Here is a 14,982-nt window from a genome sequence, read left to right as displayed (position 1 = left end):
ATAACGATAAACGCGCTTTGATGTCACGCGCACTGAACGGAAAGTAACGATGACGGGTATGCCATTCCTCAGCCTCGCGATCTGGATACCGATCCTGGGCGGGTTGCTCGTGCTAGCAACCGGCTCGGATCGCAACGCGCCGCTCGCGCGATTCCTTTCGATACTCGTTGCGCTCGCCGGGTTCGCTGTCTCGATCCCGCTGTTCGTGCTGTTCGACAGCTCGTCCAGCGCGATGCAGTTTTCCGAGTTCATGCCCTGGATCCCGCGCTTCAACATCAATTACCACCTCGGCGTTGATGGGATCTCTGTCCTCTTCGTATTGCTGAACGCGTTCATCACGATCATGGTCGTGATGGCCGGATGGCAGGTGATCCAAGAGAAGGTTGCCCAGTACATGGCAGCCTTCCTAATCATGTCCGGCCTCATGAACGGGATCTTCTCGGCACTCGACGGCATCCTGTTCTATGTCTTCTTCGAAGCGTCCCTGATTCCGCTGTACCTCGTGATCGGTGTGTGGGGCGGCCCGAATCGGGTTTATGCCGCAATCAAGTTCTTCCTTTACACGCTGATCGGCTCGCTGATGATGCTGATTGCACTGCTGTATCTATTCATGGAAGCGGGTGGCAGCTTCAATATTCTCGAGTGGCACAATCTTCCGCTCGGAAGCTCGGCGCAACATCTGATCTTCTGGGCGTTCCTGCTGGCATTTGCCGTGAAGGTGCCGATGTGGCCGGTGCATACCTGGTTGCCGGATGCACACGTCGAGGCTCCGACCGGTGGTTCCGTCGTGCTGGCTGCGATTGCCCTGAAGCTTGGCGCATACGGCTTCCTGCGCTTCTCGCTGCCGATCGTTCCCGATGCATCGCAGGCAATGGCTCCGATGATGATCACGCTGTCGTTGATCGCCGTGATCTACATTGGCTTCGTCGCGCTGGTCCAGACCGATATGAAGAAGCTGGTTGCGTACTCTTCGATCTCGCACATGGGCTTCGTGACGCTTGGGTTCTTCATGTTCAACCCGGTCGGGATCGAAGGCGCTCTGGTGCAGATGATCTCGCACGGCTTCGTGTCCGGCGCAATGTTCCTTTGCATCGGCGTGCTGTATGACCGCGTGCATTCGCGCAACATCGCCGATTACGGCGGTGTTGTGAACACGATGCCGAAGTTCGCCGCCTTCTTCATGCTGTTCTCGATGGCCAATGCGGGTCTGCCGGGCACGAGCGGCTTCATCGGTGAATTCATGGTGGTGTTGGGCGCCGTTCAGTTCAACTTCTGGGTGGCTTTCGCTGCGGCGACGACCCTGATCATGGGCGCTGCGTACACCCTGTGGATGTACAAGCGCGTGGTCTTCGGTGTGGTGGGTAACAGCCATGTGGCCGAACTTGCGGACATCAATGCCCGTGAATTTGCCTTCCTGGCGCTCCTTGGTGCATGTGTCCTGGCGATGGGGGTGTATCCGCTTCCCTTCACCGAGGTGATGCATTCTTCGGTTAATGAACTCCTGCGGCATGTTGCCGTGAGCAAGCTCTAAGAGCGGGCGAGACACTTTTTCGGACTGGTCAGAAGATGAATTTCGTTGTCCCGGACTTCTACCCCGCAACGGCCGAGATATTCGTCGCCGTGATGGCGCTCGTGATCATGCTCAGCGCGACGTTTGCGCGTCGCATCGCGAGCGATCTTGCCTACGGCCTGACGCAGCTCACGCTGTTGTTTGCCGCTGCCTTGACGATCCTGGTGAGCCCCAACCTGCTCGCGGCCGTCGCGGCCGTGATTGCGGAAGTGCCTCTGTTCGGCAATCAACTCGCCGAAGGCGTGATGGGCTTGGCCCAGGGCTATGCGGCCAATGAAGTCGTTGCGACGTTCAACGGCATGTTCATCGGTGACATGCTCGGCGGGCTGTTGAAGGTCTTCTCTCTGCTGGCCGTTGCGATTGCGCTGCTGTACGGGCGCGGATATATGGCTGACCGCAAGATCGAACGCGCCGAGTATTACCTGCTGTCGTTGCTCATGAGCCTTGGCATGATGGTGATGATCAGTGCCAATCATCTGCTGTCGCTCTACATGGGCCTCGAAATGATGTCCCTGTCGCTGTATGGCATGGTGGCGTTCGATCGCGATTCTGCCCGTTCGACCGAAGCGGCGATGAAGTACTTTGCGCTCGGCGCACTGGCATCTGGTCTTCTGCTCTATGGCATCTCGATGATCTACGGCGCGACGGGCAGCCTGGAACTGTCGGCGATCGCACAGTCGATCTACCAGCAGGCGGCCAACAAGACCGTTCTCGTGTTCGGTCTGGTGTTCATCCTGGCCGGTCTGGCGTTCAAGCTTGGCGTCGTTCCGTTCCATATGTGGGTGCCGGACGTGTATCAGGGCGCACCGACCGCTGTGACGCTGGTGATCTCGACCGCGCCGAAGCTGGCTGCCTTCGCGATGACAATGCGCGTGCTGGTGTATGGCCTGTTCGAACTTGCCGATCAGTGGCAGTCGATGCTGATGTTCCTGGCAGTGCTGTCGATCATCTTGGGCAACCTCGCGGCGATCGCACAAACCAATATCAAGCGGATGCTGGCCTATTCGGGTATCTCGCACATGGGCTTCGTGCTGCTCGGCATGCTGGCCGGGGTGGTCGACGGCGATCGCAATTTCGCCCTGAATGCCTATAGTTCGGCGATGTTCTACGCCGTGTCCTATGTGATCATGAGCCTGGCGTCGTTCGGCATGGTGATCTTGCTGTCGCGCGCCGGTTTCGAAGCCGAAACCATCGACGACTTCAAGGGACTCAACAAGCGCAGCTCTTGGTTCGCCGCCGTGATGATGATGGTGATGTTCTCGATGGCCGGCATCCCGTTCTTCATCGGCTTCTTCGCCAAACTGTCGGTCCTCCAGGCCGTTGTCGCGGCCGGTTATGTGTGGCTCGCGGTCCTGGCGGTGGTGATGTCGGTGATCGGCGCGTACTACTACCTGCGCGTCGTGAAGGTGATGTACTTCGACGAGCCGCAGGATCCGGCGCCGATCAGCGCCCCCGGCGAATTGCGTGTGCTGCTGACGGCCAACGGTCTCGCGATTGCGGTCCTGGGCCTGCTGCCGCAGGGGTTGATGTCGCTGTGCGCCTATGCGCTCCTCGCCTCCCTCTAAGCGAGATCCACTCGAGGAAGTCGAGCTCGAGTCCCGCCCGGTCTACGATGGCGTACTGCTGAAGGTACGCCAGGACCGGGTGGTCCTTCCAGACGGTGCGGAGAGCGTCCGCGAGTACGTTTGCCATCCGGGGGCGGTCGTTGTGATCGCCGTTCTAGCGGATGGCTCGCTGGTTTTTGAGCGCCAGTTCCGGTATCCGCTGCGGCGTGCGTTTCTCGAGTTGCCCGCAGGCAAGATCGACGCGGGAGAGGAGTTGCTCGAGTGTGCGCAGCGGGAATTGCGGGAGGAGACCGGGTACGAGGCGGGTGCCTGGGAGTACGCCGGCGTGATGCACCCGTGTATCGGTTACTCCGACGAGCGGATAGAGATCTTTGTCGCTCGCGATCTCGCGCATGTCGGCGATGCGCTGGATCATGGAGAATTTCTCGAGGTCCTGAGCCTGCAGCCTCAGGAGGCGATTGCGGCGATATTCGACGGCTTGATTACCGACGCGAAGACGATTACCGCGTTGTTCCGGGCCATACCCTTGCTGGGCTGGAGTATCGTGCCGGCCGGACCGGCCCCCAAAGCTTGATCGTGCGGACGGCGCGTCTGCGATCGGCAGACGCCCTCGTCTAGGCCTGCAGTCCGTATTTGCGGATCTTGTCGTGCAGCGTCGTTTTCGGAATTCGCAAGGCTTCGCTGCTCCGTGCGAGATTTCCGTTCTGGCGGCGCAATTCTGCGGCGATCAGGGAGCGTTCAAAGTTTTCGACTGCTTCAGCAAGCGATTGCTCGCGTGGTTCGGCCGTTGATGCCCTGCCGAAATCGCGTCTGAGGCCCAGAACGAGGCATTCCGCTGCATTCCGTAGTTCCCGCACATTACCGGGCCAGTCGTGGGCCATGAGTTGCTGCAATTGTTCGCGGCTGACTTCGGGAAGCGGGCGCCCGTGCTGTTGCGCCGCATGGAGCATGAAGTGTTCGAAGAGCAGCGGGATGTCTTCCCTGCGGTCGCGCAGTGCTGGCAGGTCTATCGTGACGACGTTGAGCCGGTAGTACAGGTCCGCCCGAAATCTTTGCTTGTCTGAAAGGTCCTTCAGATTCTCCTTCGTCGCGGCGATGACCCGGCATGCGACCGGGATGAGCTGATTGGAGCCGAGGCGCTCGATGACTCTCTCCTGCAGCACGCGCAGCAGTTTGATCTGAACCGCCATCGGCATGCTTTCGACCTCGTCGAGGAAAAGCGTGCCGCCGTTGGCATGTTCGATCTTGCCGATACGGCGTTTCTGCGCTCCGGTGAAGGCCCCCGCTTCGTGGCCGAACAACTCGCTGTCGATCAAGTTGTCGGGGAGCCCGCCGCAATTGAGTGCAACGTAATTGGCCGCGTGGCGACTGCTGAGGTCGTGGAGGCAGCGGGCGACCATTTCCTTGCCGGTCCCCGTTTCGCCAAGGATAAGGACGTCGACGGCAGTATCCGCGACGTCGAGCAGGAGTCGGCGGACCTTTTCAATCTGTGGCGAGCGGCCGATGAGGCGGGCTTCGATGGCCTCGCGGTGAGCCAGGCGGCGACGAAGGCTCTCGACCTCGAGTGTCAGGCTGCGCTTCTCCAATGCCCTGCGGACGACCTCGACGAGATGTTCGGGCGAGAACGGCTTCGGGATGAAGTCGTATGCGCCGGCGCGCATCGCTTCGACCGCAAGAGTTACATCGCCGTGGCCGGTGATCATGATTACCGGCAGGGCGGGATCGTTGAGGATGACGTTCTTGAGAAGTTCAAGGCCGTTCATGCCGGGAAGGCGCATGTCGGTGATCAGGATGCCGGGAAAATCCTGGCCGATCATCGGGAGCGCGGCTTCCGCTGAGGCGACGCCTTCGACCGGGATTCCGGCGAGTTGAATGGCTTGTTCGCAGCCCAGCCGGACGTTCGGATCGTCTTCGACGATCAGGACCTTGAGGTCTGGACTCTGGGAGGAAAGGGATGTCATGCGTTTGGGGTTGCGGGTGTCGGCAGGTCGAGGGTGAAGACGGCTCCGCCGTCTGGGTGATTGGCGGCGCTGAGGTCGCCACCGAAGTCGCGAACGATATCTTGCGAAATCGCGAGGCCGAGACCGAGTCCGACGCCTGCCGGTTTGGTGGTGAAGAAGGGTTCGAAGATGTGCGGCAGGGCATCATGCGAAATTCCGGCGCCGCTGTCGATCACCTTGACGAGGAGGCGTCCGATGTCGCCTGGGGCCGCCTCCAGGCGAAGTTGTCGCCGCGGTGCATCCGCCATGGCGTCGGCTGCATTGCCGATGAGGTTGACCAGCACCTGCTCGAGGCGGTTCTGATCGCACCATGCGAGCGCGGAACCCTTCGTGCAGCGGTTATCGACGACGACGCCGGCCCGTCGCAATTTCTGGTCGAGGAGAAAGAGTGCGTTGCCGAGGGCATGGGCGACGTCGACAGTCTGGGGGTGGGCAGGGGACTTGCGCGCGTAAGTCTTGAGGGGGCCGATGATTTCGCCCATGCGATCGACGAGTTCGCCGATGATCTGCAGGTTTTTTTGGGCTGTCTTGTCGTCGCCGCGGCGCATGAATTCGATGGCGTTGCCGGAAAGGGTGCGGAGGGCGCCGAGCGGCTGAGTGAGCTCGTGGGTGATGCCGGTCGCGAGTTGCCCCAGGACCGCGAGCTTGGCGGCCTGCACGAGTTCGTCCTGGGCAGATCGCAGGGTTTGCTCGGCCCGCTGGCGCTCGATGACTTCGGCGCGCAGGCGGTCGTTGGCCGCAGTTAGATCGGCGGTCCGTGCAGCGACGTTTTGTTCCAGTTCTGCATTCGCCCGTTCGAGGAGGAATTGGGCTTCGGCCCTGCTTCTGAGCGTGCGCCGCCGCTGGATGAGAAACAGCGCGAGCAGGATGACGCAGCCTGTCGCGGCTGCGGCCAAGGCCCCGTGCGTGGCCGCATCGGCGCGTGCGGGGCGCAGGTCGGCGAATGTCAGCAGCTGCCAGCCGGTGCCCGGGAGGCGCCGGGATTCGACCAGGAAATCGCGGACTTTCAGATGACGTCCGCCGTTCAATGCCGGCGCACTGGGGAAGGAGGCAAGCTGCGGCCCATCGTTGTCATCGCTGAGAATGTTGATTGGGAATGAATGTATCGCGTGGCCGGCGAACTGTTTCGTGTCCTGGATTTCTGCCGCGACTTCGCCGCTCAGCGGCTTGAGTGTTGTGTATTTCCACTCGGGAACGGACGACAGGATCACGACGCCGTTGGCGTCGGCGAGCAGGACGGGTTCCTCTTTCTGCATCCATCCGCGTTCGAGCTCGGCGAGGCCGACCTTGACGACTGCGACGCCGACGATCTTCCAGTCGCGCATTTCGTCGCGAATCGGCTGGGCGAAGAAGTAGCCGGCTTCATCGCGCGGCTCATCGACCGCGTAGTAGCGGTCGGGGGCGCCGCGAGCGGCTGCCTGGTAATAGGAACGTTTGCGCTGATCCTGCCCGAGGAGGTTATCCGAGTAGATCCAGTCGCTGGAGGCGACGACCTGTCCTCGCATGTCGACGACGAAAATTGCGAGTCCACCGAGAAAGGCGTTGAGTTGCTCCAGGTAGCGGTTTGCCGATTCCTGGTGCCGGGTGCGCAGGCTGTCGTCGGCCCGAAGGAGGGCAAGGACTTCTGTATTAAGACCGACGGCACTGGGGACATGCGAATAGCGCGTGACGGTAGCGTCGACCGAGGATGCGAGCAGCTCGAGGTCGTGCAAGGTGTCTGAGCGAAGGGCGGCCAATCCGGCGCGGGAGCTGAAATGGTAACCGGCGACCGCTGCCGTCAGCAGGAAGCCCAGGAAAATCGTGAGACGGAGAACGAGTAGCAGGCGTGATCGCACGGGGGAGAGCGGCCGGGTGTCGGGATGCGGTGGGAGTCCCTGAATGATTCTAGGGGGAGAGCGCTGCAGATTCCAACGGGAGTTTGTAGCGGTGCGCCTTCCGGTTTCCGAACGGGGATTGTGATAGGGGGCGGCCGCGGAACACGGGGGGTCTGTTCCGCGGCGTTCGATGCTCAGTGCTGAAGAATCTTGGCGAGGAATTGCTGAGCGCGTTCGGAACGCGGGTTGGCGAAGAACGCCTCCTTGCTGTCGTCTTCGACGATCTTGCCGTGGTCCATGAAGATCACGCGGTGTGCGACGCGCTTGGCGAAGCCCATTTCGTGCGTGACGCACATCATGGTCATGCCTTCCTGCGCGAGCTCGGTCATGACGTCCAGGACTTCGTTGATCATCTCGGGGTCGAGTGCCGACGTCGGTTCGTCGAAGAGCATGCAGATCGGATCCATCGCGAGCGCGCGCGCGATTGCGACACGCTGCTGCTGGCCGCCGGAGAGTTGGCCGGGGAACTTGTGGGCATGCGCTTTGAGGCCTACGCGGTCGAGGAAGTAGAGGCCTTTCTCCATCGCTTCGTCGCGGTTGCGCTTAAGGACCTTGACCTGGGCGAGGCCGAGGTTCTCGGTGATGCTCATGTGCGGGAAGAGCTCGAAGTGCTGGAAGACCATGCCGACGTGCGAGCGCAGCTTCGAGAGGTTGGTCTTCGGGTCGCCGACGGACGTTCCATTGACGCGGATGTCGCCTTGCTGGAAGGGCTCAAGGCCGTTGACGCACTTGATCAGGGTGGATTTGCCGGAGCCCGAGGGGCCGCAGACGACGACCACTTCGCCCTTGTTGACATGGGTGGAGCAGTCGGTGAGGACCTGGAAGTTGCCGTAATGCTTGCTGACCTTGTCGATGGTGATCATGAAGATGCCTTTGTCGATGAGGTGTTTGTCTGAGAGGGCCGTCGCTCAGGCGCGCTGCAGGCGCTTCTGGAAGTGGCGGACGGCTTGGGAGGCGGAGAAGCAGACGATGAAGTAGACGGCGCCGGCGAAGAGCACGAGCTCGACGAGACGGCCGTCGCGGTCACCGACCTTGTAGGCGGCGCCGAAGAAATCGGCGAGGGCCGAGACGTAAACCAGCGACGTGTCCTGGAACAGGATGATCGCCTGCGTGAGCAGCAGCGGGACCATGTTGCGGAAGGCCTGCGGCAGGATCACGTAGCACATCGCTTGCGAGTAAGTCATGCCGAGCGCGCTTGCTGCGCCCAGTTGTCCCTTGGGGACCGACTGGATGCCGGCACGAATGATCTCGGCGTAGTAGGCCGATTCGAACAGGGCGAAGCCGACCATTGCGGAGGCAAGGCGAACGTCCGAGCCGGAGGGCAGGCCGAGGAAGCTTTCGAGCAGCTTCGGCACGATCAGGAAGAACCACAGCAGGACCATGACCAGCGGGACCGCACGGAAGAGGTTCACGTAGCCGGCGGCGGCCCACGCGAGAGCACGCACCGACGACAGTCGCGCCATCGCGAGCAGGGTGCCCCATACGATGCCGGAGACGATCGCAAGGCCGGTGATCTCCAGCGAGGTCGTCATCCCTTGCCGCAGGAAGGGGATGGCGCCGGGGATCGAGGTCCAGTCGAATTCGTAGGAACCGAACATTTACTTGCCTCCGAGGTAGCCGGGGACGCGCACGAGGGTTTCGACCTTGCGCATCAGCAGCATGACGACGACGTTGATCATGAGGTAGGCGACCGTCACCGCGACGAAGGACTCATAGGGCTGGGCGGTGTAGTCCACGAGCTGTCGTCCCTGCGCTGCGAGTTCGAGCAGGCCGATGGTCGAGCACACCGCGGAGTTCTTGAAAATGTTGAGGAACTCGGAGGTCAGCGGCGGGACGACCAAGCGGAAGGCCATCGGCAGCATCACGTGGCGATAGGTCTGGGGAAGCGTCAGGCCGAGCGCGAGACCGGCATTTTTCTGGCCGCGCGGCAGGGCGTTGATGCCGGAGCGGACCTGTTCGGCAACGCGGGCGCTGGTGAAGAAGCCGAGGCAGATCATCGCTGCGATGAACTGCTGGGCGATGGGGTTCATGGCCTTGAATGCGTCACCGATGCTCAGGGGCAGCAGTTCGGGTAGCACGAAATACCAGAAGAACAGCTGCACGAGCAGCGGCACGTTCCGGAACATTTCGACGTAGGTGGTTGCGGCGATCGACAGTCCGCGGTGGGGCACCGTGCGGAGCACACCGATGATGGCGCCGAACAGCAGGGCGATCAGCCAGGCTGTCAGGGACAGGGCCAGGGTCGTCTTCAGGCCCGCGAACATCCAGTCGAGGTAGGTTCCGTCGCCGGTGGTCGTGGGCAGCAGGAAGACGCCCCAATTCCAGTGGTATTCCATGCATGAACTCCGAGGTGATGGAGGCCGCGGCCGCTCCGGCAGGGCGATGGTGCCGCCCTGCCGGTGCCGCATTGGTACCGACGGGTGGTCAGTATTCCCAGAAGATGCGCTGCAGTTCCTTGCTGTCCTGCGTCTTGGTCAGCGCGACGGCAGCGAGGATGCGGGCTTTTTGCGGGTTCAGGTCGTGGGAGACGACCCAGTCGTACTTGTCGTCGGGTTGCTCCGCGTTGCGGACCACGAAGCCACCGCCGATGACGCGCGCCGAGCGGATGACCTGGACGCCCTGACCGCGCAGTTCCTGCAGGACCGGCACGATCTGCTTGCCGACCGATCCGTTGCCGGTGCCGGCGTGGATGATCGCCTTGACGCCATCTTTCGCGAAGGCGCGATAGGCCGAGTCGTTCATGTTGCCGTAGCCGTAGGCGACTTCGACCGGAGCAAGCTTCTCGATGCCGTCGATATCGAACTCGGAGTTGGCAGTGTGGCGCTTGACCGGCGCACGGAACCAGTAGGTCTTGCCCTCGACGACCATGCCCAGAGAGCCCCACGGGCTCTTGAAGGCCTCAGTGCGGATATTGATGGCTTTCGTGACGTCACGACCGCTCTGGATCTCGTCGTTCATCGCGACCAGCACGCCCTTGCCGCGGGCGTCCTTTGCGGCGGCCACCGCAACGGCATCGTAGAGGTTGAGCGCACCGTCGGCCGACAGTGCCGTGCCGGGGCGCATCGAGCCGACGACGACGATCGGCTTGTCGGTGTGCACGACGAGGTTCAGGAAGAAGGCGGTTTCCTCGAGCGTGTCCGTGCTGTGGGTGACGACAATGCCGTCGACGTCGTTCTGCTTCGCGAGCGCAGAGACGCGCTTGCCGAGAGCCAGCAGGTGCTCGTTGGTGAAGCTCTCGGAGGCGATCTGGAACACTTGTTCGCCGCGGACGTTCGCGACGTCCTTGAGTTCGGGGATGCCTGCGATGAGCTTGTCGACCGGCACCTTCGCGGCCTGATAGGTGGCGCTGTTGGCCGCGGACGCACCCGCGCCGGCAATGGTGCCGCCGGTGGCGAGAATCACGACGTTGCTGTGGGCATCAGCCAAGGCAGCGCCGCTGAAGGCGAGGGCGGCCAGCAGGGGCAGGGTGCGGCGGGCGAGCCAGTTCGTAAGGGAACGGGATTGCATGGGGAAGTCTCCTGGTTATTCTGCGGGTGTTTCCCGCTTGTTGATGTGATGGAATTGCAGCGAGGTCGCGCCGACCGCTTGTGGCCGACCTCGCGTGAACTGCCTGCTTATTCGAAGGGGCGGTCGTTCGGCTCTTTGACGAGCTTCTTCATCGCGTCCGACATCGGGAAGTTCAGGTTGATGTTCTTCGGCGGGATCGCGGCGAGGAACCACTTGTTGTAGATGGTTTCGGCTTCGCCGGAGCTCATGGTCTTGGCGATCGCGGTGTCGACGATCTTCTTGAACGCGGGGTCGTCCTTGGCCATCATGCAGCCATAGGCTTCATACGATTGGGCGGTGCCGGTGACGACCCAGTCTGCCGGGCGCTTGGCCTTGGCGAGTTCGCCATACAGCAGTGCGTCGTCCATCATGAACGCGACCGCGCGGCCGGTTTCCAGCGTCAGGAAGGATTCGCCGTGGTCCTTGGCGCTGATGATGTTCATGCCGAGCTGCTTTTCTTCGTTCATCTTGCGCAGCAGGCGCTCGGAGGTCGTGCCGGCGGTGGTCACGACATTCTTGCCGGTGAGTTGGGCGAAGTCCTGCACGCCCGAGTCCTTCTTGGTCATCAGGCGGGTACCGACGACAAAAATGCTGTTGGAGAAGGCGACTTGCTTGGCGCGCTCGGAGTTGTTGGTGGTCGAGCCGCATTCGATCGCGACGGTGCCGTTCTGCACGAGCGGGATGCGGTTCTGCGAGGTCACCGGCATCAGCTTGACCTGCAGGTTCGGCATCTTCAGCTCAGATTTGATCGCATCGACGACCTTCAGCATCATCTCCTGCGAGTAGCCGACGACCTGTTGGTTCTGGTCGTAGTAGGAGAAGGGGATCGACGATTCGCGGTGACCCAGCGTGATGCTGCCGGATTCCTTGATCTTGTCGAGCGTGCCGGCTTGCGCGGCAGCGGGCACGAAGGAAATGGCACCGGCGATCGCGAGGGCGGCGACGGAGGCCTTCAGGGGCTGTTGCAGCTTCATCTTCTCTCCTTTGGTACGCGGAAACGTTGTTCCGACGCTTTCCTATTGCACTACGCGTGCCAGCAGGAGTAAGGAGATCGTGATAAATTAAGTTATTGATTGAACGTATAAAGTTTATTGCTGGCTTGCTCGGCTATTCGGGAATCCGAATAAGGGTCACTTGGAACGTTCGGAATTCCGAACGCGGGCATCGCGCGACGCTTCGGGGATTCGCGCGCAGGACGCCGGGAAAAGAAAAAGCCCACAACGCCAAGCGTGTGGGCTTTCGTTGCCGCTCGGAACGAAGCGGCTTCGATCGGGCTTCCGTTTGGAAGCCCGGGGGGGCGGGCGCTAGCCGCAGGTGCCGACTGCGCCGCAGGCGGTGCAGAAGTCGCAGCCGTCCTTGCGGATGACCGAGTGATTACCGCACTCGGTGCAGAGGCCGCCCTGCATCACCTTCGGATCGCTGTTTTCGCGAGGGGCTTCGAGGATGCCCATCTCACGGACGGGATAGCCTTCCTCGTCGAGTACGCCCAACATCGCGTAGCGGTGGATGATCAGGCGGGCGATGTAGGCGACCGTGCTCGGGTAGTTTTGCTGGCGCTTGGTACCCGGGATGAATGCCATGAAATCGCCCAGCGGTTCCGGATAATTCAGCAGCTTGCGCAGCTTCATACCGATCCAGGCCGGGTCCATGACTCGCATATCGAGCGACAGGATGCGGGTCAGGCCGTCCAGGGCGCGCGGGTAGTTGCCCGACAGCCACACCGAGTAGGGGCGGGTGACGCCGGTGGCGTGGCCGTCCTGAGCGGGTAGCGTGATTTCCTTCAGGCCCAGCACGAAGTCTTCGCCGGTGGCCGGGTTCTGGATGTCGACGGTCCAGGACAGCGTGCCGTCGGTACCGGTTTTCGGTTCCTGCAGGCTGAACAGGGAGTCGAGCACCGGGGTCGCACCTTCGAGTTCGAGCGCGCCGAGCTTCTCGCAGCGGTAGCGGACGACTTGGGAGAATGCGGAGACGACGCCCGGGAAGAGCTTCTTCTCGCCGTGCGGCGGGAAGGGCATCTCGAAGGACTTCTCGCCGATGGTGCGGGCCAGCGTCTCCAGCTTGAGCTTGAGCCAGCCGTGGTCGTTGGCGCGCATGTCCATCGACAGCGTCTTGGCGACGGCGCCCAGGCCGCGCGGCTGGTCGGCACCGTTGACCCACACTTCGAAGGGGAAGCCCTTCAGGCCGTTGGTCTCGATGTGGCCGACGAATAGCGCGAACTCGCCCTGCGGCGTGTTGAGCATGTAGGTCCAGGCGGGGTTGCCGTCCGGCAGGTCCGGGCGGCCCGGCCAACGCAGGCTGGACAGCACCGGCGCGGGCAGGCTGTGGATCGACAGGCGCTTGTTGGGGCCCGACAGCTCGACGTCCTGCGGTTGCTTCTGTTCGTTGGTCGGCGTGACCGACAGCACGGCACCCAGCACCGAGTTGGGACGGTAGGTGGCCAGGCCCTTCAGCCCGGCCTTCCAGGCGGACAGGTAGAGGTCTTCGAACTCGGTGTAGGGATAGTCCTCGGGGACGTTCACCGTCTTCGAGATCGAGGTGTCGACGTAGGGCGCGACCGCCGCGACCATGTCCTTGTGAGCCTGGGCGGAGATTTCCAGCGCCGTCACGAAGTAGGGCGGCAGCTGTTCGACGTTGCCGCCGAGGTGCTTGTACAGACGCCACGCGTAGTCTTCGACCGAGTACTCCTTGTACGTGCCGTCCGCCATGCGCTTGCGACGGGTGTAAGTGTAGGAGAACGGGGGTTCGATGCCGTTCGAGGCATTGTCGGCGAAGGCAAGCGAAATCGTGCCGGTCGGGGCGATCGACAGCAGGTGCGAGTTGCGCAGGCCGTGCTTGCGGATCTTTTCCTTGATGTCGGCGGGCAGGCGCGACGCGAAGTTGCCGCCGGAAAGGTACATGTCGGCATTGAACAGCGGGAAGGCACCGCGTTCCTTGGCGAGCTCGACCGACGCGAGGTAGGCGCGGTTGCGCTGGTATTCGGAGATCTTCGCCGCGACTTCACGCGCTTCGGCGCTATCGTAGCGCTTGCCGAGCATGATCAGGGCGTCGCCGAGGCCGGTGAAGCCGAGGCCGACGCGACGCTTCGACTGCGCTTCGTTGGCTTGCTGCTCGAGCGGCCAGTGGGTCACGTCGAGCACGTTGTCGAGCATGCGGATCGCGATGTCGACGATCTTGCCGAAGGCGGGGTAGTCGAACTCGGCCTTGTCGGTGAACGGGTTCTTGACGAAGGGCGTCAGGTTGATCGAACCCAGGTCGCAGCAGCCATAGGGCGGCAGCGGCTGCTCGGCGCAGGGGTTCGTGGCCTCGATGGTTTCGCAGTAATACAGGTTGTTGTCCTGATTCATGCGGTCGAGGAAGAGGATGCCCGGCTCGGCGTGGTCGTACGTCGAGCGCATGATCTGGTCCCACAGCTCGCGGGCGCGGACCTTGTGGTACACCCACATGCCGTCGTCGCGCTGGTAGGCGCCGGCTTCCTTCAGCTCTTCGATCGGCTCGGCCTTGTGCGCGAGTTCGACGTCGGTGTCGGTGTCGACAGCCTTCATGAAGGCGTCGGTGACGCCGACCGAGATGTTGAAGTTGGTCAGGTCGCCTTCATCCTTGGCGTGGATGAATTCCTCGATGTCCGGATGGTCGCAGCGCAGCACGCCCATCTGGGCGCCGCGGCGCGCGCCGGCGGACTCGACGGTTTCGCAGGAGCGGTCGAACACGCGCATGTAGGACACGGGGCCGGACGCGTTCGACAGGGTGCCGCGCACCAGCGCGCCCTTCGGACGAATGCTCGAGAAGTCGTAGCCGACGCCACCACCGCGGCGCATCGTTTCGGCAGCCTGGGCCAGCGCAGTGTAGATGCCGGGACGGCCGTCGACGGCTTCAGACACCGAGTCGCCCACCGGCTGCACGAAGCAGTTGATCAGCGTCGCCTGAAGGTTGGTGCCGGCGGCGCTGTTGATGCGGCCTGCCGGGACGAAGCCCTTTTCCTGCGCTTCGAGGAACTTGGCTTCCCAGTGCGCGCGCTTGTCTTCGGCTTCGACGACGGCGAGGGCGCGCGCGACGCGTGCGCGAACCTCATAGACCGACTGCTCGTCTCCCTTGGCATATTTCTCGAGGAGAACCTCGCCGGAAATTTCCTGCGGCGCGAGCGTCGAAGCGTCGGCCTTGCCCTTAAGCTGGTGCTGGATCGTCGTGCTCATGGTCTTCTTCTTGGCCCCTTGGTGTTGGTTCGTTCGGTGTGAAGAATAGCTTGCGAAGCGTGTTTTGGCAAAAAAATAAACGTTATATAAAACATATGGTTAATTTTTTTAACGGTATGTCAACGGCGCGCGTATGACTAGATATAGTAGGCTCCGGAGCGGTCCGTTTTTCCCGAAAGGCGCGTCGCACAAGGCTCTTCCGGCCGTTCGCGAAGACGCGCGAGTAAGAAGCGATGG

11 protein-coding genes are annotated in these 14,982 nt (G+C 62.3%); 3 read left to right on the top strand and 8 right to left on the bottom strand.

All coding sequences use genetic code 11. From position 1 onward, the window contains the following. The first annotated feature begins 49 nt into the window (after window positions 1–49). Genes AZKH_RS15110 through AZKH_RS15100 form a run of 3 tightly spaced genes read left to right on the top strand, consistent with a single transcriptional unit; the run spans window position 50 to window position 3,709 of the window. Window positions 50–1,531 carry an NADH-quinone oxidoreductase subunit M gene (locus AZKH_RS15110; RefSeq protein ID WP_015436658.1) on the top strand — a complete coding sequence of 494 codons (1,482 nt, stop codon included), beginning with the start codon at window positions 50–52 and terminating at the stop codon, window positions 1,529–1,531. A 35-nt stretch (window positions 1,532–1,566) separates the two neighbouring features. After that, complete coding sequence (gene nuoN / locus AZKH_RS15105) at window positions 1,567–3,135, top strand: NADH-quinone oxidoreductase subunit NuoN (RefSeq protein ID WP_015436657.1); 1,569 nt, start codon at window positions 1,567–1,569, stop codon at window positions 3,133–3,135. Beyond that, complete coding sequence (locus AZKH_RS15100) at window positions 3,113–3,709, top strand: NUDIX domain-containing protein (protein WP_015436656.1); 597 nt, start codon at window positions 3,113–3,115, stop codon at window positions 3,707–3,709. Before nuoN ends, AZKH_RS15100 begins: the two co-directional genes overlap by 23 nt. Window positions 3,710–3,749: 40 nt before the next feature. On the opposite strand, the gene AZKH_RS15095 is transcribed toward AZKH_RS15100, so the two are convergent. The 8 genes from AZKH_RS15095 to AZKH_RS15060 all read right to left on the bottom strand — a co-directional run bounded on the left by AZKH_RS15095 (window position 3,750) and on the right by AZKH_RS15060 (window position 14,745). After that, entirely contained in the window at window positions 3,750–5,096 is a 1,347-nt protein-coding gene (locus tag AZKH_RS15095) for a sigma-54 dependent transcriptional regulator (protein WP_015436655.1), read from the bottom strand. Next, complete coding sequence (locus AZKH_RS15090; RefSeq protein ID WP_015436654.1) at window positions 5,093–6,970, bottom strand: ATP-binding protein; 1,878 nt, start codon at window positions 6,968–6,970, stop codon at window positions 5,093–5,095. Before AZKH_RS15090 ends, AZKH_RS15095 begins: the two co-directional genes overlap by 4 nt. 173 nt (window positions 6,971–7,143) lie before the next feature. Then, on the bottom strand, window positions 7,144–7,872 hold the full coding sequence (locus tag AZKH_RS15085) for an amino acid ABC transporter ATP-binding protein (RefSeq protein ID WP_015436653.1): 729 nt from the start codon (window positions 7,870–7,872) through the stop codon (window positions 7,144–7,146). Window positions 7,873–7,917: 45 nt separating this feature from the next. Further along, a complete protein-coding gene (gene gltK, locus AZKH_RS15080; RefSeq protein ID WP_015436652.1) occupies window positions 7,918–8,607 on the bottom strand; it encodes a glutamate/aspartate ABC transporter permease GltK in 690 nt (229 codons plus the stop codon). Continuing rightward, the gene (locus AZKH_RS15075) at window positions 8,608–9,345 is read right to left on the bottom strand and encodes an amino acid ABC transporter permease (protein ID WP_015436651.1); all 738 of its coding nucleotides are present in this window, start codon (window positions 9,343–9,345) and stop codon (window positions 8,608–8,610) included. It abuts the gene before it with no gap. Window positions 9,346–9,433: 88 nt separating this feature from the next. Next, window positions 9,434–10,516, bottom strand: a complete 1,083-nt coding sequence (locus AZKH_RS15070) for a type II asparaginase (RefSeq protein ID WP_015436650.1) — start codon at window positions 10,514–10,516, stop codon at window positions 9,434–9,436. A gap of 107 nt (window positions 10,517–10,623) precedes the next feature. After that, window positions 10,624–11,529: a glutamate/aspartate ABC transporter substrate-binding protein gene (locus AZKH_RS15065; RefSeq protein WP_015436649.1), complete on the bottom strand. Its 906-nt coding sequence runs from the start codon at window positions 11,527–11,529 to the stop codon at window positions 10,624–10,626. Between the two features lie 330 nt (window positions 11,530–11,859). Then, window positions 11,860–14,745 (bottom strand): adenosylcobalamin-dependent ribonucleoside-diphosphate reductase, encoded by a 2,886-nt coding sequence (locus AZKH_RS15060; RefSeq protein WP_015436648.1) that lies wholly within the window; start codon window positions 14,743–14,745, stop codon window positions 11,860–11,862. Between the last annotated feature and the right edge of the window lie 237 nt (window positions 14,746–14,982).

This window comes from Azoarcus sp. KH32C (genome assembly GCF_000349945.1).
In the GTDB taxonomy this organism is placed as follows: domain Bacteria; phylum Pseudomonadota; class Gammaproteobacteria; order Burkholderiales; family Rhodocyclaceae; genus Aromatoleum.
This window is presented reverse-complemented; position numbering and strand designations above follow the sequence as displayed.